Genomic DNA, 20134 nt, shown 5'->3' on the forward strand with positions numbered 1-20134 from the left:
CCGTCAGCCGCGCCGCGCCGCCGCCAGTTCGACCAGTTCGGCCCACCACCGCTCACGTCCGCGCGAGAGCAGCCCGCCCGCCTCGGCCACCGGCATCGCGCGCACCTCCACCACCTGCTCGCCGTCCGCCGGATTGGTCGGCTCGCCGTCCAGCAGCACCTCGGCCCAGCCCCAGAGCCAGGCCTTGCGCGGGTGCGGCTGCCAGGGCTTGTAGGGCGTGGGACGGTCCGTCACCGCCAGGTGCGCGCCCAGCCAGCGCGGCTCGCCGAGCACCTGTGCCCCCGCCTCCTCGCGCACCTCGCGGACCAGGCAGTCGCCGATCGTCTCGCCCGCCTCCCGGGTGCCGCCCGGCAGGAACCAGTGGCCCCGCACGTCCCGGCAGAGCACGACCGACTCGCCGATGAACCCGATCAGGTGAATGTTGGTGATCAGCTCGTCCGGCGGCAGATCGAGCGCGAACTGGGCGTCGATACCGCCCCACTCCCAGCGCTGCGGCGCGAACAGCGCGGGAAATCGGTCCTCGGGCGGGGTCACGAGATCGGTGGTTTCGGTCATCGGGTGATCGTAGTCGGCGCCCGGAGGTCGGTCGCGCCTGTGTCAAGGTACTGACGACACATCAGCTCGAGGCGACAGGCGCGGGAGAACCGACTTCGTGGCAGTGCTCTGCAGGCCGGTGACCGAGGTCCCGGAACACGTCATCACGATGGACGACACGCTGGCGCTCGCCCGTCGGTTGCACCACGGCCACCCGGACCTGGAGCTGGCGCTCCGGCTGATCAGCCGCACCGGGGTCCGCAAGCGCCACCTGATCCAGCCGATCGAACGGGTGCTGGAGCACCCCGGGTTCGACCGGCGCAACGAGCTGTTCACCCAGGAGGCGAAGCGGCGGGTGCCGCGGGTGGTCCAACAGGCCCTGGAGCACGCGGGGTTGACGGCGGACCGGATCGACCTGATCGTCTTCGTCTCCTGCACCGGGTTCAGCATGCCCTCGCTGACCGCCTGGCTGATCAACACGATGGGATTCGGCCCGCAGACCAGGCAGTTGCCGATCGCGCAGCTCGGCTGTGCGGCCGGCGTCGCGGCCGTCAACCGCGCGCACGACTTCTGCACCGCCTACCCGGGCGCCAACGCCCTGGTGGTGGCCTGCGAGTTCTGCTCGCTCTGCTACCAGCCGACCGACCTCGGGGTGGGCCAGTTGCTCTCCAACGGCCTCTTCGGGGACGCGGTGGCGGCGGTGGTGCTGCGCGGCGAGGGCGGCACCGGCATCCGGCTCGAGCGCAACGGCTCGCACCTGATCCCCGACACCGAGGACTGGATCTCCTACGCGGTGCGCCCCACGGGTTTCCACTTCCAGCTGGACCGCCGGGTCCCGGCCACCATGGAGCCGCTCGCGCCGGCCCTCGCGGAGCTGGCCGAGCGGCACCAGTGGAAGGTCTCCGACCTCGACTTCTACCTCGTGCACGCCGGCGGCCCGCGGATCCTGGACGACCTCGGCCGGTTCCTGGAGGTGCCCGACGAGGCGTTCCGGCACAGCCGCGCGACGCTGACCGAGTACGGCAACATCGCCAGCGCCGTGGTCCTCGACGCGCTCGGCCGGCTCTTCGCGGAGGGCAGCTCGGTGGGCGACCACCGGGGCATCCTGGCGGGGTTCGGGCCCGGCATCACCGCGGAGATGTCGCTGGGCAGCTGGACCGAGGCGTGACCACCCCCGTCCCCTGCACCGGAGGTCCCGTGCCCGACGCCCCTGCCGCCGTTGGTGACGAAGTACGGCTCTGCCCCTTCGACTTCGCCGAGGCGCTCGACTTCGACCCCTCGCTCGCGAGCTTGCTGGCGGCCGGACCCGTCAGCCGGATCCGGCTGCCCTACGGCGCCGACGCCTGGCTGGTCACCGGCTACGAGCAGGTCCGCACCGTCACCACCGACCCGCGCTTCAGCCGCGCGGTCGCCGACTTGGACTACCCGCGGCTGACGCCCGAGCCGATCGTGCAGCCCGAGGCGATCAACGTGCTGGACCCGCCGGCCAGCACCCGGCTGCGCGGCCTGATCGCCAAGGGCTTCACACCGCGTCAGGTCGAGCGGATGCGGGCCCGGACCCAGCGCGCCGTGGACGAACTGCTGGACGCGATGGCCGAGCAGCGCGCGCCGGCCGACCTGATGGCGGGGCTGGCCCTGCCGCTGCCGCTGACCACGATCTGCGAGCTGCTCGACATCCCCGAGCCCGACCGCCCGGAACTGCGCGCCCAGGCCTGGGCGATGATGGACACGGGGGCGGCCGGGCGGGAGCGGGCCGTGCAGGCCAAGAGCGCGCTGCGCGGCTACTTCGCCGCGCTGACGGCCGAGCGGCGCCGCCAGCCCGGCGACGACCTGATCAGCACCCTGGCGACCGCCCGCGACGGGGGCGAGGCGCTGACCGACCAGGAGCTGGCGGTGACCGCCATGATCCTGCTCGTCACCGGCCAGGACACCACCACCTACCAGATCGGGAACATCGCCTACACGCTGCTCACCCGCCCCGCCCTGCTCGCCGAGCTGCGCGCCCGGCCCGAGCTGCTGCCGCGGGCCCTGGACGAGCTGCTGCGGCTGATCCCGTTCCGCAAGGGCGTCGGCATCCCCCGGGTGGCGACCGAGGACCTGACGCTGGGCGGAGTGGCGATCCGGGCGGGCGAGTTCGTGCACGTGTCGTACCTGACGGCCAATCGGGACCCGGCGAAGTTCGACCGGCCCGACGAACTGGACCTGCGGCGCCCGGCGCAGCCGCACATGACCTTCGGCTGGGGTGCCCACCACTGCCTCGGTGCCCCGCTGGCCGTGCTGGAACTCCAGGTCGCGATCGGCTCGCTGCTGGCGCGCTTCGCGGAACTGCGGCTGGCGGTGCCGGCCGAGCGGGTGCGCTGGAACACCGGCTCGATCTGGCGTTTTCCGCTGGAGCTGCCGGTCGCCTGGTGACCGTCCTCGGACCGCAGACGCGGCGGGACCGAACCCCTACTCTGTAGGTGTCCAACTTACTCGCGAGTAGGGAGCAGGCCGTGCCGCACACCCACGAGGTCACCAACCAGGTCCCGCCGCCCTACGGCCACAACCTCGCCGAGGACCCGGCCCTGCTCGCCGCCCTGCACCGGGCCGGCGCGGGCTGGGCCGAGGCCGAGCTGCGCGAGCTGGGCGTGCTGGCCGGCACCGAGCAGGCCGCCGAGTGGGGGCGGTTGGCGAACGAGAACGAGCCGGTGCTGCGCACCCACGACCGGTTCGGGCACCGGATCGACGAGGTCGAGTTCCACCCGGCCTGGCACCAGTTGATGAACGTGGCGGTCGAGCACGGCCTGCACGCCGCCCCCTGGCGCGATCCGCGCCCGGGCGCGCACACCGCGCGGGCCGCCAAGTTCTACCTGTGGAGCCAGGTGGAGGCCGGGCACGGCTGCCCGATCTCGATGACCTACGCCGCCGTGCCCGCGCTGCGCGCCACCCCGGAGCTGGCCGAGCGGTTCGAACCGCTGCTCGCCTCCACCGTCTACGACTTCGGGCTGCGGGAGCCGCTCGGCAAGCGCGGCCTGATCGCCGGCATGTCGATGACCGAGAAGCAGGGCGGCTCGGACGTCCGGGCCAACACCACGGTGGCGCTGCCGGCCGGGGACGGCACGTACCACCTGACCGGCCACAAGTGGTTCACCTCCGCGCCGATGTCGGACGTCTTCCTGACGCTGGCTCAGGCGCCGGGTGGCCTCAGCTGCTTCCTGCTGCCCCGGGTGCTGCCGGACAGCACCCGCAACGCGCTGCGGATCCAGCGGCTCAAGGAGAAGCTGGGCAACCGCTCCAACGCCTCCGCCGAGCTGGAGTACGAGGAGGCGGTCGGCTGGCTGGTCGGCGAGGAGGGCCGCGGGGTGCGGACCATCATCGAGATGGTCAACATGACCCGGCTCGACTGCACGCTCGGCGCGGCCGCCGAGATGCGCCTGGGCGTGCAGCGCGCCGTCCAGCACGCCACCCACCGGAAGGCGTTCGGCACCGAGCTGATCCACCAGCCGCTGATGCGCAACGTGCTGGCCGACCTGGCGATCGAGTCGGAGGCGGCCACCACGGTCGCGCTGCGGCTGGCCGAGGCCACCGACCGGGCGGCGGCCGGCGAGGAGGGCGAGGCGCTGTTCAAGCGGCTGGCGCTCGCGGTCACCAAGTACTGGGTCTGCAAGCGCGGTCCGGCGCACGCGGCCGAGGCGTTGGAGTGCCTGGGCGGCAACGGCTACGTCGAGGAGTCCGGGATGCCCCGGCTCTACCGGGAGGCGCCGCTGGTCTCGATCTGGGAGGGCTCGGGCAACGTCGCGGCGCTGGACGCGTTGCGCGCGATGGCCCGCAGCCCGCAGTCCCTGGAGGCCTACTTCGCCGAGCTCGACGCGGTGGCCGGTGCCGACCGCCGGCTGGATGCGGCGGTCGCCGGGCTGCGCAAGGAACTCGGCGATCTGGACGAGATCGAGTACCGCACCCGCCGCCTGGTCGAGACGATGGCCCTCACCCTCCAGGGCGCGCTGCTGGTGCGCCACGGAGACCCGGCGGTGGCGGACGCCTTCTGCGCCTCCCGGCTGGGCGGCGACCACGGCAACGCCTTCGGCACCCTGCCGGCCGGGGTGGACACCGAGGCGGTGATCGCCCGGGCCCGGATGGTGCCGGCGTAGCCCTTGTAGGGCGGCGGCTTCAGCCGGCCGGCCGCTGCTGGATCCAGATCAGCTTGCGGCCGGTCTCGGCGGGCGCCTCGCCCGGCACCTCGACGATCCGGTCCAGCCGGTAGCCGAGCTTGCGCGGCACGGCGGCGCTGGCCGCGTTCGCCTCGTCGCAGTGGATCTCCACCCGCTCGACGTCGGCGAGGTCCAGCGCGGCCCCGGTCAGTGCCGCCGAGCCGTTGGTGGCCAGCGAGCGGCCGGTGTGCTCCTGGTCGATCCAGTAGCCGATCTCGATGCCGCCGGGGCCGATCCGCCGGTGCAGGCCGAACATGCCCACGATCCGCTCCGGCCGCTCGGCGGCCACCAGCACGTAGAGGAAGTCCGAGCCCTGCTCCCAGAGTTCGGAGCCGACCCGGGTCATCTCGGTGCTGTGCGCCAGGCTCGGCGCGGCGCTCGCCCAGGGCATCCACGGCCGCAGGTGCTCGAGGTTGCGGATGACCGCGTCGTTGATCTCCGGCGCGTCCGCCACCGTCCGGCGGCGCAGCGCGAACCCGTCGGGCAGGTCGAGCCACTCCGGTGGCCGGGTCGGGGCGGGCGGCGCGGTGCTGGCAGGGACATCGGTGGCGTGGGTCATGCTAGGCATGATGGCAGCCGGCCGGCGTCGCCGACCAGGGATTTCTCCCACCCCCGGTGCTGCCGCCATGCCTCAGAGCCGGATCAGCACCTCGTCCAGCTCCTTGCGCCGCAGATCCGGCACCGCGGCCCCGGCAGCCGGGTAGCCGACCGGAATCACGTAGGCGGCGCGCTCCTCGGCCGGGCGCTCGCAGATCTCGTTGAGGAACTTCATCGGGCTCGGCGTGTGCGTCAGCGTGGCCAGCCCCGCCTGGTGCAATGAGGCGAGCAGCAGGCCGACCGCGATCCCCACCGACTCCTTGGTGTAGTACGGCCGCGGCGAGTCGGGCCCCTTGTGCACCTCGAAGACCACGATCACGGCCGGCGCGTCCTCCAGGAACGGCTTGCGCCAGTCGGTCCCGATCGGCGCCAGCGCCGCCAGCCACTCCGCCGACGCCCGGTGCCCGTAGAACTCGCGCTCCTCCGCCTCGGCGGCCGCCCGCAACCGCCGCTTGCGCTCCGGATCGGTGATCACCACGAACCGCCACGGCTGCACGTGCGCCCCGCTCGGCGCGGTGGCCGCGGTACGGATCGCCAAGTCGAGCACGCCGTCCGGGATCGGCCGGCGGTCGTAGTCGCGGACGGTCCGGCGCCGGGCCATCAGCTCGTGGAAGTCCCGGGCGCGGGCCTCGGCTTCGTGGGCCGGTACGTGCATCGGGTGCAGGGGGACGGTGGGGTAGGTCGTCATACCTCGATGTATGGGAAGCCGGCGGGTGGTCTAAACCAACGTGTGATGTCGCGGCGCAGGCTCGGCTGGACTGCTGGCGTATATAGATTTCTGTATAGTTGTCCTCGTGAGCGGCCCCTGGCAGATCGAGATCGAGCCGGAAGTCCGGCGGTGGCTGGAACTCCTGTCCGACACCCAGTACGACAAGGTTGAGCGGGCGGCCGACCTACTGACTGTGTTTCGCAAGACCAGGCAGCGCGAGGCGGCCGAGGTCGAGCGCGCTCAGTGGGCCCAGAAGGTGTGTGAGGCGGACCATGGTCTCGCGGAGCACAGGTACGACCGGATCAAGGAGGAGAGTCCGTGAACCACTCGCAGTGGAAGACCCGCCAGACCAGGAAGCTCCTGGGAGAGTCGGTCGAGGAGTCCCCGGCCTACCTGGAAGCCGGGTATGCCTTCGCACTTGGCCAGGCCGTCTACGACCGTCGTACCGAGCTCGGCCTGTCGCAGACCGAACTGGCGCGGCGCGCGGGCATGACCCAGCCGCAGATCTCCAACATCGAGGGCGGTGACGCGGTGCCGACCTTGCCGCTGCTCACCCGCCTTGCCAAGGCCCTGGATGCGTCGCTGACCATCGACCTGGACGGCGATACCTCAGCTTTCGTCTTCACCCCGCACGACGGCCATGAGCCCGGCCAAGCACCCCCGGGCGGGCACCCGGCGGTGGCTTGACCTTCGGACAGCCGGCGCAGGCGGAACCTGACGAGGCTTCAACGAGCTCCTACAGCTCCGTGACCCGCCCGTCCGCCACCGCAAGGCGCCGGTTGACCGAGACCGTCTCCAGCATCCGCCGGTCGTGCGTGACCAGCAGCAGGGTGCCCGTGTAGGAGGCGAGCGCCGCCTCCAGCTGCTCGATCGCCGGCAGGTCCAGGTGGTTGGTCGGCTCGTCCAGGACCAGCAGGTTGACGCCGCGGGCCTGGAGCAGGGCCAGCGCCGCGCGGGTGCGTTCGCCGGGGGAGAGGGTGTCGGCGGGGCGCAGGACGTGGACGGCCTTGAGGCCGAACTTGGCCAGCAGGGTGCGCACGTCGGCGGGGGAGAGCTCGGGGACGGCTGCCTCGAAGGCCGCCAGCAGGGTCTCGGTGCCGAAGAAGAGGCCGCGGGCCTGGTCCACCTCGCCGACCACCACGCCCGAACCCAGGGCGGCCTGACCGGAGTCGAGTTCGAGCCGGCCCAACAGGGCGGCCAGCAGGGTGGACTTGCCCGCGCCGTTCGCGCCGGTGATCGCCACCCGGTCCGCCCAGTCGACCTGCAGGTCCACCGGGCCGAAGCCGAACTCACCGCGCTTCAGGGTGGCCTGACGGAGCGTCGCGACCACCGAGCCGGAGCGCGGGGCGACGGCGATCTCCATCTGCAGCTCCCACTCCTTGCGCGGCTCCTCGACCACGTCCAGGCGTTCGATCATCCGCTGGGTCTGCTTGGCCTTGGCGGCCTGCTTCTCCGAGGAGGAGGTCGAGGCGGTCTTGCGGAGCTTGTCGCTGTCCGGGCTCTTCTTCAGCGCGTTGCGCACGCCCTTGTCCGCCCAGCCCTTCTGCATCCGGGCCCGGGCCTCCAGGCCGGCCTTGGTGTCCGCGTACTCCTCGTACTCCTCGCGGGCGTGCCGGCGGGCCCGGGCCCGCTCCTCCAGGTAGGAGTCGTAGCCGCCGCCGTAGAGGTTGACCTGCTGCTGGGCCAGGTCGAGCTCCAGCACCCGGGTCACCGTGCGGGCCAGGAACTCGCGGTCGTGGCTGATCAGCACGGTGCCCGCGCGCAGGCCGGTGACGAACTCCTCCAGCCGGGCCAGGCCCGCCAGGTCCAGGTCGTTGGTGGGCTCGTCGAGCAGGAAGACGTCGTAGCGGGAGAGCAGCAGCGAGGCCAGGCCCGCGCGGGCCGCCTGGCCGCCGGAGAGCGAGGTCATCTCCTGGTCCAGGCCGACGGCCAGGCCCAGCGAGTCGGCGACCTGCTCGGCGCGCTCCTCCAGGTCGGCGCCGCCCAGGTCCAGCCAGCGGTCCAGCGCCTCGGCGTAGGCGTCGTCGGCGCCGGCCCGGCCCTCGACCAGGCCCTCGGTGGCCTCGTCCAGCGCGGCCTGCGCGGCGGCCACGCCGGTGCGCCTGGCCAGGAAGGCGCGCACCGACTCGCCCGCGCGGCGCTCGGGCTCCTGCGGCAGGTGGCCGATGTTGGCGGAGCGCGGGCTGAGCGTGATCGAGCCGCTCTCGGGACGGTCCAGGCCGGCCAGCAGCCGCAGCAGCGTCGACTTGCCGGCCCCGTTGGCGCCGACCAGGCCGGTCACCTCGCCGGGGGCGACGACCAGGTCGAGCCCGGCGAAGAGGGTGCGGTCGCCGTGGCCGGCGGCGAGGTCCTTGGTTACGAGAGTGGCACTCATGATGTGCCCGATCCTAAACGGCCGCGAATCGCGCAGATAAATCCTTTGCCGGGGCTGCCCCGCCGTCGTAGCGTTGGGTCCGTTGGTCCACCGGAACAGGAGAAGGCCGTTGCTCTACTGAGGTCATGAGACACCGCTCCCGCGCTGCGTACTCGCGCGGTCGACGAGCGTGCTCGGCCTCGGTCCGGAGTCGCCTTCCGTGATCCGTTCCCCCGTCGCCCTCCCGCGGTGTCTCCGTGTTGCCCCTTTCATCCCACGAGCAACCCGCAGGAGGCCCCCATGGCATCGACGACCACCGCGATCCTCTGCACCGACCTCAGCTTCGAGTGGCCGGACGGCAAGCCCGTCCTGGAGCGCTTCCACCTCGCCGTCGGCCCCGGCCGGACCGGTCTGATCGGCCTCAACGGGGCCGGCAAGTCCACCCTGCTGCGACTGCTGGCGGGCGAACTCACGCCGTCCGGCGGCACCGTGCGGATCGGTGGCGAGATCGGCTACCTGCCGCAGGACCTCGCGCTGGACACCGCGCTGCGGGTGGACGAGGCGCTGGGCATCCGCGAGCGCCGCGCGGCGCTGCACGCGATCGAGTCCGGGGACGTCGACGAGCGGCACTTCACCGTGCTCGGCGATGACTGGGACGTCGAGGAGCGGGCCCGCGCCACGCTGGACAAGCTGGGCCTGGGCCGGCTCGAGCTGGACCGCACCACCGGCGAACTGTCCGGCGGCGAGGCCGTGTTGCTGCGGCTGGCGGCGCTGCTGATCGAGCGCCCCGACGTGCTGCTGCTGGACGAGCCGACCAACAACCTGGACCGCGCGGCCCGCGAGCACCTCTACGAGGCGGTGGCGAGCTGGACCGGCGTGCTGGTCCTGGTCAGCCACGACCGCGAGTTGCTCCGCCGGGTGGACCAGATCGCCGACCTGCGGGACGGCGAAGTCACCTGGTACGGCGGCAACTTCGACGAGTACGAGCAGACCCTGGCGGCCGAGCAGGAGGCCGCCGAGCGGATGGTCCGGGTCGCCGAGGCCGACGTCCACCGGCAGAAGCGGGACCTGGTGGAGGCCAACGTCCGCCTGGCCCGCAGCGCCAGTTACGGCAAGAAGCGCTCGATCACCAGGAACGACCCGAAGATCATCGCCGGTGCGCTCAAGCGACAGGCCGAGGTCACCGCAGGGCGGGTGCGCGGCCTGCACACCGAGCGGCTGGCCGAGGCCACCGAGCGGCTCAACGCCGCCGAGGACGCGGTGCGCGACGACGCCGAGATCCGGATCGACCTGCCGCGCACCGAGGTCCCGGCCGGCCGCACCGTGCTGACCATGGAGAACGTCCGGCTCGCCTACGGCCACCAGGTCAAGCTGGACCTGCGCGGCCCCGAGCGGATCGCCCTGGTCGGGGCCAACGGCGCCGGCAAGTCCACCCTGCTGCGTACCATCGCCGGCGAACTGCCGCCGCTGGAGGGCGAGATCACCTGCCCGGTGCCGATCAGGTACCTGCCGCAGCGGCTCGACCTGCTGGACGACTCGCTGAGCGTGGCGCAGAACGTCAAGGCGTTGGCGCCGGCCGTCTCGGACAACCAGATCCGGGCCAGGCTGGCCCGGTTCCTGTTCCGTGGCGGCCGGGCCGACCAGCGGGCCGGCACCCTCTCCGGCGGCGAGCGGTTCCGCGCCACGCTGGCCGCGCTGCTGCTCGCCGACCCGCCGCCGCAACTGCTGCTGCTCGACGAGCCGAGCAATAACCTCGACCTGGCGAGCATGCGCCAGCTCACCGACGCGCTGGAGTCCTACCAGGGCGCGCTGGTGGTGGTCAGCCACGACCTGCCGTTCCTGCGCGGGCTCGGGCTGACCCGGTGGCTGCGGCTGGACGAGGGCGGGCTGCGGCGGGTGGATCCGATGTGAGGCCGGCGCGGTGCGAGGCGTCCGCGGCGCCCTCCCGTCCCCGGTGCGGGAGGGCGCGGCGGGCGGTCGGGCGTCAAGCCCGCTGCGGGCCGGACGGAGAGGTCACGGGGGGCCGCGAGGCGATCGAAGGCGTGGGCAGGGCGGCCGCCAGCGACGACCAGAGCGGATCGAGCGCGAGGGCGGACAGCTGCTCAGAACTCAGCAACAGCGTGTTGGTGTAGGGCACGGTCCGGCCGGTGCCCGGGCCCGGGATGTTGCTCACGTTCACGATCACCCTGATCCCGTCGGGTCGGTCGAGCGTGGCGCTCCAGTCCTGCTCGCCGCCGGCGGCGCGAGAGGGGTGATGGACCAGCAGGTGGGCGCCGTCGGGCTCTGCGCTGCCGGTGCAGTCGGGGCCGGCCGGTGAGCAGTTGCCGATCGGGGGCGCGGTCGGGTTCGGCCACGGTAGTGCGCGCTGGACGGTGATCTCGAAGCTGCCGGCTCCTCGACTGTCCGTCCCGGTGATGGCGGCATAGCGCATCGACAACCCGTACGGGTTGTCGTCCTGCGTCATCGGGTCGCTGAACCGCAGATCGCCGGGCAGCTTCGCTTCGAACAGCGCCAGCAGTTGAGCGGCGGTGACCGGCGTCGTGGCGGTCGGTGGCGTGGTGGCCGTCGGCGCACCGCTCGGCGGCGCGGTGACCGCCGGGGCGGGACGGTCGGCCGCGCTCGGGGTCGACACCTCGGTGGACGGGCGCCCCTGCAGGGTCAGCACACCAAGGCCTGCGAGCATCGCCACGGTTGCGGTGCTCGCCACCACGGCACGCCGGCGCTTGCGGCGCCGGCCGCGCTGTGCGGCGCCGGTCGCCAACAACTCGATCGGCGGGGCGGGGGCCGCGTCGACGGCCTCGCGCAGGGCGACGCCGAAGGCGTCCTCGAACGGGGTTTCGTCATCGAATGACATGGCGGGGCATCACTTTCACGAAGATGCGAAGACACGAAGACACGGAGAGGTGCGGGAGTCAGGGCGCGTCGGCCCGCTCGGCGAAGTCGTCGCCCAGCAGCGCGCGCATCCGGCCCAGGGCGCGGTGGCTGCGCGAGCGCACGGCGGTGGAGGTCAGGCGCAGCGCCGCGGCGGTCTCCTCGACGCTGCGGTCCTCCCAGAAGCGCAGCACGAGCACCGCGCGGTCCGGCGCGGAGAGTTCGCGCAGCGCGTCCAGCAGGGTCAGGCGCAGGGTCGGGTCCCGGTCGGTGACGGCGACCTCGGCGAACTCGGCGGTGACCCGCTCGCCGCTGCTGCGCCGGCGACGCAGGCTCACGAAGGTGTTGACCAGGACGGTCTGCGCGTATCCGGCCGGATTCTCCAACCGGGACAGCCGCTTCCAGCGCGAGTACATCCGGCTGAGCGCCTCCTGCACCAGGTCCTCCGCCAGATGGGAGTCACCGCCGGTCAGCAGGTAGGCCGTTCTGTAGAGCTGCCCGCCTCGGGCCGCGGCGAAGTCCAGGAAGTCGAGCGGGCCTGGGAGCGCCGGTTCGGTCGTCGGTGAGTGGTCCATGCCTGCCTAACGCAGTGGGTCGACCGGGATGTTGCAGCCGTTCCCAGGAAATCCCCAGACCCCTGTCCGGTCCGGTACCGCTCCGGTACCCTGAAGCGCATGCCGGCTCTCAACATCGAGTACACCGAGGCGGAATTGGCCGCGATTCGCGAGGCAGCGGCGGCCGACGGAAAGACCGTCAAGGCGTACGTACACGACCTGAGCGTGCGCGAGCAGCAGCGCCGAACCTTCGTCAACCACGCGGTGGCGTTCTGGAACGCGCACCTGGAAGAGTTCGACGCCGCCTTCCCGGAGGACACGCCCGCCGCTCGGCGCAGTGCGGCGTGATGATCCTGCACGTCGACATCCGCTGGCTCCTCGACGTCCAGGAGCAGGCGTCGCCCGAGGACCTGAGCGTGCGCGACTACTCCGCGCTGCAGGCGGCCGTGGCCCGGCACCGGGTGAACACCGCCCAACTCGGCCACGACGCCGACCCGGCCTGGTGCGCGGCCGCGTTGATGCACACCATCGTGCTGCTGCGCCCGCTGCCGGTGCGCAACAACCTCTACGCCTGCATGGCGACCGCGGCGTACATGCACGCGGCCAAGGAGGGCATCGACCCGCCGTACGGCGCCCTGGTGGAGCTGGCCCGGGACGTGGCCGACGCGAAGGCGGACATCTTCGTGGCGGCCGACCGGATCCGGGAGTGGCGGATCTGACCCCTGACCTCGGATGTTGGGGTCAGGGATGTTGCGGTCAGGCCGGCACCACGGCGGGCCGCAGTCGCCCGCGCACCGCCGTGCCGAGCCGGTCGAGCCCGACCACGGCCGTCGCCAGCACGATGAACTCCACCGTCAGCTGGGCGATCTGCAGCCAGACGTAGCCGTAGCCGTGGGTGCTCGGGTCGAAGAAGAAGTACGGGTACTTGTTCGGGAAGCTCGGGAAGAGCGCCGCCCGGGCCATGGTCACCGCCGCGTAGCCGAGCGGGAAGGAGAGCCAGAGCGGGATGTCCTGCCAGCGCGAGGCGTTGCGCGGGCGCGCGCAGAGCCAGTCGAGCAGCACCAGCACCGGCGTGGCGTAGTGCAGCAGGAACAGCGACCAGTTGGTCAGCCGGTCCGGCCCGGAGACCAGCCCGGGCAGCGGGTTGGCGCCGTGGTTCAGCAGGATGTGCGCGACCAGGCCGGTGATCAGGATGTAGAGGGCGGCGGCGCCGCGCAGCCGGGGTGCGGGGGCGTCCACCGTGCCGCGCTTGACCATCCAGTAGACCGCGCCGGCGAAGTAGCCGAAGACCAGCGTGTTGCTCTCCACCGTGAAGTAGACGAGCGAGCTGGTGCCGAGTGCCAGGCCCAGCCCGCTGGAGAGGACGATGGCCAGGCGCCACCAGAGCGCGGGTCGGGTCCAGATGTTCACGGGGCGCTCACCGGTCTGTTCTGTCGGGCACGGGTCCGTCGTGCGGGCTGATCGCCGTACTCTACCCACGGGTAGCCGCCGATGGGAGTCGCGCGGGAGCCGCTCTTGTTACTCGCCGGTCACCGGCATACCATCCCGAGTGTTACAGCTCTACTGTCACGCTCGCGAGGAGGCGACCGGGTGACTGGGCCGTTGGCCGGGGTGCGGGTGGTCGAACTGGCCGGGATCGGCCCCGGGCCGTTCGCCGCGATGCTGCTCGGCGACCTGGGCGCGGACGTGGTGCGGGTGGACCGTCCGAGCGCATCGCCGCTGGCCGGCGACCCCGCGCTGGACCTGACCAACCGCAACAAGCGCTCGGTCCTGCTCGACCTCAAGGCGCCGGACGGACCCGACCGCCTGCTCGACCTGGTCGAGCGCGCCGACCTGCTGATCGAGGGCTACCGCCCCGGGGTGGCCGAGCGGCTCGGCGTCGGCCCCGAGGCCTGCCTGGCCCGCAACCCCGCTCTGGTCTACGGCCGGATGACCGGCTGGGGACAGGACGGACCGCTGGCCGCCGCCGCCGGGCACGACATCGACTACATCGCGCTCAGCGGAGTGCTCTCGATGATCGGTCCGGCCGACGGGCCGCCGACCGTGCCGGCCAACCTGCTCGGCGACTACGCGGGCGGCTCGCTCTACCTGGTGGTCGGCCTGCTCGCCGGCCTCCAGCACGCCCGCGCTACCGGCCAGGGCCAGGTGGTGGACGCCGCGATCGTGGACGGCAGCGCCCATCTGGCCACCCTCTTCTGGGGCCTGCTCGCCGAGGGCCGCTGGCAGGACCGCCGCGGCGTCAACTTCCTGGACGGCAGCGCCCCTTGCTACGCCGTCTACCAGGCCGGCGACGGCGGCCAGTTCGCGGTCGGCGCGCTGGAGCCGCAGTTCTACGCCGAGTTCGCCCGGCTGCTCGACCTCGGCCCCGACGCCCCCGGCCAGTACGAGACCGCCCGCTGGCCCGAGTTGCGCGCGCTGATCGCCACCCGCTTCGCGAGCCGCGGCAGCGCCGAGTGGGACGCCGTCTTCACGGGCACCGACGCCTGCGTCACTCGAGTGCTGACGCTCCGCCAGGCTGCCGCCCATCCGCACCTGACGGCCCGCGGCACCTATCCGACCCAGGACGGCGTGACCCAGCCGGCCCCCGCCCCGCGGTTCTCCGCCACCCCCACCGCGCTGCGCCGCCCGCCGGCCCGCCCTGGCGCCGACACCGCCGAAGTGGCCCGCGACTGGGACCTGCCCGAGCTTGCCCACCCGACCGACTCTGCTGATTCGACCAACTCCCCCGAGAGGCAGCAACCGTGAGTACCGAAGCGTACGTCTACGAGGCGATCCGCACCCCGCGCGGCCGTGGCAGGAACGGTTCGCTGCACGCCACCAAGCCGGTCGACCTGGTGGTCGGACTGATCCGTGAAATGCGCGCCCGGCTGCCCGAGTTGGACCCGGCCGCGATCGACGACATCGTGCTCGGCGTGGTCAGCCCGCTCGGCGACCAGGGCTCCGACATCGCCCGGATCGCCGCCGTCGCGGCCGGCCTGCCGGACACCGTGGCCGGCGTCCAGGAGAACCGCTTCTGCGCCTCCGGCCTGGAGTCGGTCAACCTGGCCGCCGCCAAGGTCCGTTCGGGCTGGGAGGACCTGGTGCTGGCGGGCGGCGTGGAGTCGATGTCCCGGGTGCCGATGGGCTCCGACGGCGGCGCCTGGGCGATGGACCCGATGACCAACTTCGACGTCTCCTTCGTCCCGCAGGGCATCGGCGCCGACCTGATCGCCACCATCGAGGGCTTCACCCGCGCCGACGTCGACGCCTTCGCCGCCGAGTCGCAGGCCCGCGCCGCCAAGGCACAGGCCGACGGCCTCTTCGACCGCTCGGTGGTCCCGGTGCGCGACCGCAACGGCCTGCTCGTGCTGGAGCGCGACGAGTACCTGCGCCCGGGCACCACGGTGGAGACGCTGGCCGGCCTGAAGCCCGCCTTCGCGGCCGTCGGCGAGGCCGGCGGATTCGACGCCGTCGCGCTGCAGAAGTACCACTGGGTGGAGCGGATCGACCACGTGCACACCGCCGGCAACTCCTCCGGCATCGTGGACGGCGCCTCGCTGGTGGCGATCGGTTCGCCCGCGATCGGCGAGCGCTACGGGCTGCGTCCCCGCGCCCGGATCGTCTCCGCCGCGGTCTCCGGCTCCGAGCCCACCATCATGCTCACCGGCCCGGCCCCCGCCACCCGCAAGGCGCTCGCCAAGGCCGGGCTGACTGCCGCCGACATCGACCTGGTCGAGATCAACGAGGCCTTCTCCGCGGTCGCGCTGCGCTTCATGCGCGAACTCGGCTTCTCGCACGAGCAGGTGAACGTCAACGGCGGCGCCATCGCGCTCGGCCACCCGCTGGGCGCCACCGGCGCGATGATCCTCGGCACCCTGATCGACGAGTTGGAGCGGCGCGAGCTGCGCTACGGCCTGGCCACCCTCTGCGTGGGCGGCGGTATGGGCATCGCCACCATCGTCGAGCGCATCTGATCCCCCTTCAGGAGACCACTCTCATGACCGAGTTCACTGTCATTCGCTGGGAGCAGGACCAGGAGGGCATCGTCACCCTCGTCCTGGACGACCCCAACCAGTCCGTCAACACCATGAACACCGCGTTCACCGCCGACTTCGAGGCCGTGGTGGCCCGGCTGGCGGCGTTCGAGGGTCTGCGTGGCGTGATCATCACCTCCGCCAAGAAGACCTTCTTCGCGGGCGGCGACCTGCGCATGCTCTCGGCGGTCGGCCCCGACGGCGCCGAGGCGTTCTTCGAGGGCTCGTTGCGGCTCAAGCGCGCGCTGCGCACCCTGGAGACCCTCGGCAAGCCCGTGGTCGCCGCGATCAACGGCAGCGCGCTGGGTGGTGGCCTGGAACTGGCGCTGGCCTGCCACCACCGGATCGCGCTCACCGCCCCCGGCAGCAAGCTCGGCTTCCCCGAGGTGACGCTGGGCCTGCTGCCCGGTGGCGGCGGCGTGGTGCGCACCGTGCGGCTGCTCGGGCTGGCCGACGCGCTGCTGAAGTGGCTGCTGACGGGCCGTCAGTACCGGCCCGCTGCCGCGATGGAGGCCGGCCTGGTGCACGAGCTCGCCGCCTCGCCGGAGGAACTGCTGGCCAAGGCACGGGAGTTCATCGCGGCCCACGAGACGGCGACGCAGCCGTGGGACGTCAAGGGCTACAAGATCCCCGGTGGCACCCCGGCCACCCCGGCGCTGGCCGCCCAACTGCCCGCCTACCCCGCCAACCTGCGCAAGCAGCTGAACGGCGCCCCCTACCCGGCCCCGCGCAACATCCTGGCGGCGGCGGTCGAGAGCAGCCAGGTGGACGTGGACAACGCCTTCGTCATCGAGGCGCGGTACTTCACCGAGCTGGTCTGCGGGCAGACCGCGAAGAACATGATCCAGGCGCTCTTCTTCGACATGCAGGCGGTCAACTCCGGTGGCTCGCGGCCGGACGGCGTCGCCGAGCGGCAGGTGCGGAAGGTCGCTGTGCTGGGCGCCGGGATGATGGGCGCGGGCATCGCCTACTCCTGCGCCCGGGCCGGTCTCGAGGTGCTGCTGAAGGACGTGAGCGTCGAGGCGGCGGAGCGCGGCAAGGCCTACTCGGCCGCACTGCTGGACAAGGCGGTGGCGCGCGGGCGCAGCACCGAGGCGCAGCGCGAGGAACTGCTGGCCCGGATCACCCCGACCGGGGAGGCCGGCGACCTGGCAGGCTGCGACGCGGTGATCGAGGCCGTGTTCGAGAACGTCGAGCTGAAGCAGAAGGTCTTCCAGGAGATCCAGTCCGTGGTGGACGCCGACGCGCTGCTCTGCTCCAACACCTCGACGCTGCCGATCAGCCTGCTGGCGGAGGGAGTCGAGCGGGACGCCGACTTCATCGGCCTGCACTTCTTCTCGCCCGTCGACAAGATGCCGCTGGTCGAGATCATCAAGGGCGAGCGCACCGGGGACGAGGCCGTCGCCCGTGCCTTCGACCTGGTGCGGCGCCTGGGCAAGACCCCGATCGTGGTGAACGACTCGCGCGGCTTCTTCACCTCACGGGTGATCGGGCAGTTCATCAACGAGGGCGTCGCGATGGTCGGCGAGGGCATCGAGCCGGCGTCGATCGAGCAGGCGGCGGCCCAGGCCGGATACCCGGCCAAGGTGCTGTCGCTGCTGGACGAGCTGACCCTGACGCTGCCCCGCAAGATCCGCGCAGAGGCCGTCCGAGCCGCCGAGGAGGCCGGCGAGCCCCTGCGGCCGCACCCGGCCGAGGTCGTCTTCGACCGCATGGTCGAGGAGTTCGACCGCCCCGGACGCAGCGGCGGCGCCGGCTTCTACGACTACGACGCGGACGGCAGGCGCGGCGCTCTCTGGCCGGGGCTGCGCGAGCACTTCGGGCGGGCGGACGCTGACGTCCCGTTCGAGGACATGAAGGAGCGGATGCTCTTCGCGGAGGCACTGGACTCGGTGCGCTGCCTGGAGGAGGGCGTGCTGACCTCGGTCGCCGACGCGAACGTCGGGTCGATCCTGGGGATCGGGTTCCCGGCGTGGACGGGCGGGGTGCTGCAGTACATCAACGGGTACCAGGGCGGGGCCGCCGGGTTCGCCGCGCGGGCCCGGGAGTTGGCGGCGACGCACGGGGAGCGGTTCACGCCGCCGGCGCTGCTGGAACGGGTGGCGGCGGAGGGCGGGGCGTTCAAGGACTGAGCGGGCGGGGGCGGGGGAGGGGTGGCGGCCCGGGAGAGCGGGGGCCGCCACCCCGGCCGGTTGTCCAACAGGCTCAGGCCGTCGCATCGACGATCGAGCCCGCGTGGGTCGGCCGCTGCACGACGCGGCGGCGGGGCAGGGTGGGTCATCAACCACTCTCAGTACCCGGCACCATGCCGGTCACGCCCTGGCTTCGCCCATCTGGGTGGTGAGCATTCGCCCCGCGCGAACACGCCAGCACCGCCCCCGGAAAAGCGATGGGATGAGGGACAGCACTGCGGCCGCCGAGGCCGCAGCACGACGCAGGGACGGGAGAGCACCGTGATCGTTCGCATCATGGGCGAGGGCCAGGTCAAGCTGGCCGACGCCCACTTCACCGAGCTGAACAAGCTCGACGACGAGCTGCTGGAAGAGATGGAGTCCGGCGACGAAGAAGGCTTCAGGAGGTCCCTGGGCGCCCTCCTCGACGCAGTCCGCCGCCTGGGCACCCCCCTTCCCGACGACGCCCTGGAGCCCTCCGAGCTGATCCTGCCCTCACCCGACGCCGCTCTCGACGAGGTCCGCGACATGCTCAGCGACGACGGCCTCATCCCCGGCTGACCGCCGAATTCGAGCGATCACCGCAGTGCGGGTCGGCCGGCCCTACGCGCCGGGCAGGGCAGCTGGGAGGTCCGGCACGTGCCCCGAGGATCACCGGTTCTTGAACTCCTCGATGGCCGTCCGGCTCGCCTGGTGCATCGCTTCGCTGCCGGCGTGCCCGGAGTCCTCGATGATGTGCAGTTGCGCGTCCGGCCACGCCTTGGCCAGCTCCCACGGCGCCTGTACCGGGCAGCTCATGTCATGGCGGCCGTGGACCACCACCCCCGGGATCCCGGCCAGCTTGGGGGCGTCGCGCAGCAGTTGGCCGTCCTCCAGCCAGGCGTCGTTGCTGAGGAAGTGGGCGCAGATCCGCACGAATGCGATCCGCGCGTCGACCTCGCGATTGCCGTACAGGCCGGGCACGCCGTTGGGTTCGTCCGCGATGACCGCGTCCTCCCAAGCGAGCCAGGTGGCGGCGGCCTTCTCCCGGACGGCCGGGTCGGGGTCCTCCATCAGCCGCGCGTAGGCCGCGAGCAGGTCGCCGTCCCGCTCGTCCTCGGGGACGCCGTCGCGGAACCGGTCCCACGCCTCGGGACGGAACCGCCCGGCGCCCCGGTAGAGCCAGTCGACCCCGGAACGGTCGGCGAACATCGCCGCCTGAATGACGATCTCGCTGACCCGCTCGGGGTGCTGCTGCGCGTAGGCCAGGACGAGCGTCCCACCCCAGGACACGCCGTCCAGCAACCACCGCTCGATGCCGAGGAGTTCGCGCAGCCGCTCCATGTCGTCGATCAGGTGCTGCGTGGTGTTCAGACTCATGTCCGCCGCCGGATCGCTGGCGTGCGGGGTGCTGCGACCGCAGTTGCGCTGGTCGAAGCGGATGACGCGATAGCACTCGGGATCCCAGGCCCTGGTCGGCCGCCGCGGCGCGCCCGCCCCCGGACCGCCGTGGACGAACAGGGCGGGCTTGCCTTCGGGGTTGCCGAGTTGCTCGTAGTAGACGCGGTTGCCGTCTCCGGTGTCGAGGAATCCACTGTCGTACGGACTGGTGGGAGCGTAGAGATCGACCATAACCATCGATCCTAGGCTGCGATCGGTGATGGAGCGCGGTGATTTTTCACGAGAGCTGATTGACCGTCATCTCATCGAAGCAGCAACGGTCGTGGTGCGTTACGGCTTTCGGTGACGTCCCCGGCCGGCCGCCGTCGGATTGCGCAGGCCCGTACTCTCCGGGCGCGGCATCATCCCCCGCATCACGCCGTCACCGGTGATCCCGTGAAAGGCACGCTGAGCCGCCGCGTAGCCATCCGTCGCACCGACCACCACCCACTGGACCCCGTCCCACTCCTCGACGACCCGGGGCGCGGCGGGGTCGACGTGGGAGGCGCGCAGGACGCCGTCGGCATGGCTGACACGCCGTTCACCGACCTTGCGGCGAAGGGCATCACGCCGTGCCGCCCACAGCTCCAGCGGCTCCTCGGACTCGTCCACGACGTCCTCCCTCAGATCGTCCAGGCGTTGGCCGGGGCGTCCAGCCATGCCCGATGGATACCGTCGGAGGTTACCGTCAGCCCGAACCGTCGGGGCCCGGCTTGGGATGGCCAC

The 20134-nt window shown here is 72.3% G+C and carries 21 protein-coding genes; 12 read left to right on the plus strand and 9 right to left on the minus strand.

Going from position 1 to position 20134, the window contains the following annotated elements; all coding sequences use genetic code 11:
* Positions 1–3: 3 nt before the first annotated feature.
* On the minus strand, positions 4–555 hold the full coding sequence (locus ABH937_RS02440) for an NUDIX domain-containing protein (RefSeq protein WP_280687203.1): 552 nt from the start codon (positions 553–555) through the stop codon (positions 4–6).
* 97 nt (positions 556–652) lie between these two features.
* On the opposite strand from ABH937_RS02440, the gene ABH937_RS02445 reads away from it, so the two are divergent.
* The 3 genes from ABH937_RS02445 to ABH937_RS02455 all read left to right on the plus strand — a co-directional run bounded on the left by ABH937_RS02445 (position 653) and on the right by ABH937_RS02455 (position 4661).
* Positions 653–1702 (plus strand): type III polyketide synthase, encoded by a 1050-nt coding sequence (locus tag ABH937_RS02445; RefSeq protein WP_370216988.1) that lies wholly within the window; start codon positions 653–655, stop codon positions 1700–1702.
* Between the two features lie 29 nt (positions 1703–1731).
* Complete coding sequence (locus ABH937_RS02450; RefSeq protein WP_370216990.1) at positions 1732–2946, plus strand: cytochrome P450; 1215 nt, start codon at positions 1732–1734, stop codon at positions 2944–2946.
* 80 nt (positions 2947–3026) lie between these two features.
* The gene (locus ABH937_RS02455; protein WP_370216992.1) at positions 3027–4661 is read left to right on the plus strand and encodes an isovaleryl-CoA dehydrogenase; all 1635 of its coding nucleotides are present in this window, start codon (positions 3027–3029) and stop codon (positions 4659–4661) included.
* Between the two features lie 19 nt (positions 4662–4680).
* On the opposite strand, the gene ABH937_RS02460 is transcribed toward ABH937_RS02455, so the two are convergent.
* On the minus strand, positions 4681–5280 hold the full coding sequence (locus ABH937_RS02460) for a GNAT family N-acetyltransferase (protein WP_370216993.1): 600 nt from the start codon (positions 5278–5280) through the stop codon (positions 4681–4683).
* 72 nt (positions 5281–5352) lie between these two features.
* Positions 5353–6006 (minus strand): nitroreductase family protein, encoded by a 654-nt coding sequence (locus tag ABH937_RS02465; protein WP_280687208.1) that lies wholly within the window; start codon positions 6004–6006, stop codon positions 5353–5355.
* A gap of 106 nt (positions 6007–6112) precedes the next feature.
* On the opposite strand from ABH937_RS02465, the gene ABH937_RS02470 reads away from it, so the two are divergent.
* Complete coding sequence (locus ABH937_RS02470; RefSeq protein ID WP_370216994.1) at positions 6113–6349, plus strand: hypothetical protein; 237 nt, start codon at positions 6113–6115, stop codon at positions 6347–6349.
* A complete protein-coding gene (locus ABH937_RS02475; RefSeq protein ID WP_280687210.1) occupies positions 6346–6714 on the plus strand; it encodes a helix-turn-helix transcriptional regulator in 369 nt (122 codons plus the stop codon). Before ABH937_RS02470 ends, ABH937_RS02475 begins: the two co-directional genes overlap by 4 nt.
* Before the next feature lie 49 nt (positions 6715–6763).
* Here the strand turns inward: ABH937_RS02475 and ABH937_RS02480 are convergent, their stop codons facing one another.
* Entirely contained in the window at positions 6764–8401 is a 1638-nt protein-coding gene (locus ABH937_RS02480; RefSeq protein WP_280687211.1) for an ABC-F family ATP-binding cassette domain-containing protein, read from the minus strand.
* 279 nt (positions 8402–8680) lie between these two features.
* On the opposite strand from ABH937_RS02480, the gene ABH937_RS02485 reads away from it, so the two are divergent.
* Entirely contained in the window at positions 8681–10291 is a 1611-nt protein-coding gene (locus tag ABH937_RS02485) for an ABC-F family ATP-binding cassette domain-containing protein (protein WP_370216997.1), read from the plus strand.
* 73 nt (positions 10292–10364) lie between these two features.
* On the opposite strand, the gene ABH937_RS02490 is transcribed toward ABH937_RS02485, so the two are convergent.
* Positions 10365–11234 (minus strand): hypothetical protein, encoded by an 870-nt coding sequence (locus ABH937_RS02490; protein ID WP_370216999.1) that lies wholly within the window; start codon positions 11232–11234, stop codon positions 10365–10367.
* Positions 11235–11292: 58 nt separating this feature from the next.
* Entirely contained in the window at positions 11293–11826 is a 534-nt protein-coding gene (locus tag ABH937_RS02495; protein ID WP_280687214.1) for a SigE family RNA polymerase sigma factor, read from the minus strand.
* A 99-nt stretch (positions 11827–11925) separates the two neighbouring features.
* On the opposite strand from ABH937_RS02495, the gene ABH937_RS02500 reads away from it, so the two are divergent.
* Together ABH937_RS02500 and ABH937_RS02505 are read left to right on the plus strand one after the other, a co-directional pair.
* Entirely contained in the window at positions 11926–12153 is a 228-nt protein-coding gene (locus tag ABH937_RS02500) for a hypothetical protein (protein WP_184934788.1), read from the plus strand.
* Positions 12153–12524 carry a toxin Doc gene (locus ABH937_RS02505; protein WP_280687215.1) on the plus strand — a complete coding sequence of 124 codons (372 nt, stop codon included), beginning with the start codon at positions 12153–12155 and terminating at the stop codon, positions 12522–12524. The genes ABH937_RS02500 and ABH937_RS02505 overlap by 1 nt, the downstream gene beginning before the upstream one ends.
* 37 nt (positions 12525–12561) lie before the next feature.
* Here the strand turns inward: ABH937_RS02505 and ABH937_RS02510 are convergent, their stop codons facing one another.
* Positions 12562–13215 carry a Pr6Pr family membrane protein gene (locus ABH937_RS02510; protein ID WP_280687216.1) on the minus strand — a complete coding sequence of 218 codons (654 nt, stop codon included), beginning with the start codon at positions 13213–13215 and terminating at the stop codon, positions 12562–12564.
* 180 nt (positions 13216–13395) lie between these two features.
* Between ABH937_RS02510 and ABH937_RS02515 the strand changes: the two genes are divergently transcribed.
* The 4 genes from ABH937_RS02515 (at position 13396) to ABH937_RS02530 (ending at position 18550) form a co-directional block, all read left to right on the plus strand.
* Complete coding sequence (locus ABH937_RS02515; protein WP_370217000.1) at positions 13396–14550, plus strand: CaiB/BaiF CoA transferase family protein; 1155 nt, start codon at positions 13396–13398, stop codon at positions 14548–14550.
* The gene (locus tag ABH937_RS02520; protein WP_280687218.1) at positions 14547–15758 is read left to right on the plus strand and encodes an acetyl-CoA C-acetyltransferase; all 1212 of its coding nucleotides are present in this window, start codon (positions 14547–14549) and stop codon (positions 15756–15758) included. The genes ABH937_RS02515 and ABH937_RS02520 overlap by 4 nt, the downstream gene beginning before the upstream one ends.
* A 23-nt stretch (positions 15759–15781) precedes the next feature.
* Complete coding sequence (locus ABH937_RS02525; protein ID WP_370217001.1) at positions 15782–17950, plus strand: 3-hydroxyacyl-CoA dehydrogenase NAD-binding domain-containing protein; 2169 nt, start codon at positions 15782–15784, stop codon at positions 17948–17950.
* A 321-nt stretch (positions 17951–18271) separates the two neighbouring features.
* Positions 18272–18550 carry a hypothetical protein gene (locus ABH937_RS02530; RefSeq protein WP_280687220.1) on the plus strand — a complete coding sequence of 93 codons (279 nt, stop codon included), beginning with the start codon at positions 18272–18274 and terminating at the stop codon, positions 18548–18550.
* Between the two features lie 90 nt (positions 18551–18640).
* Here ABH937_RS02530 and pip read toward each other — a convergent pair whose 3' ends face one another.
* Both pip and ABH937_RS02540 read right to left on the minus strand, forming a co-directional pair.
* On the minus strand, positions 18641–19600 hold the full coding sequence (gene pip / locus ABH937_RS02535; RefSeq protein WP_370217134.1) for a prolyl aminopeptidase: 960 nt from the start codon (positions 19598–19600) through the stop codon (positions 18641–18643).
* Positions 19601–19699: 99 nt separating this feature from the next.
* Positions 19700–20068 (minus strand): DUF6087 family protein, encoded by a 369-nt coding sequence (locus ABH937_RS02540; RefSeq protein ID WP_370217002.1) that lies wholly within the window; start codon positions 20066–20068, stop codon positions 19700–19702.
* Positions 20069–20134: the final 66 nt, after the last annotated feature.

Source organism: Kitasatospora sp. GAS1066B, from assembly GCF_041262605.1.
Lineage (GTDB): Bacteria > Actinomycetota > Actinomycetes > Streptomycetales > Streptomycetaceae > Kitasatospora.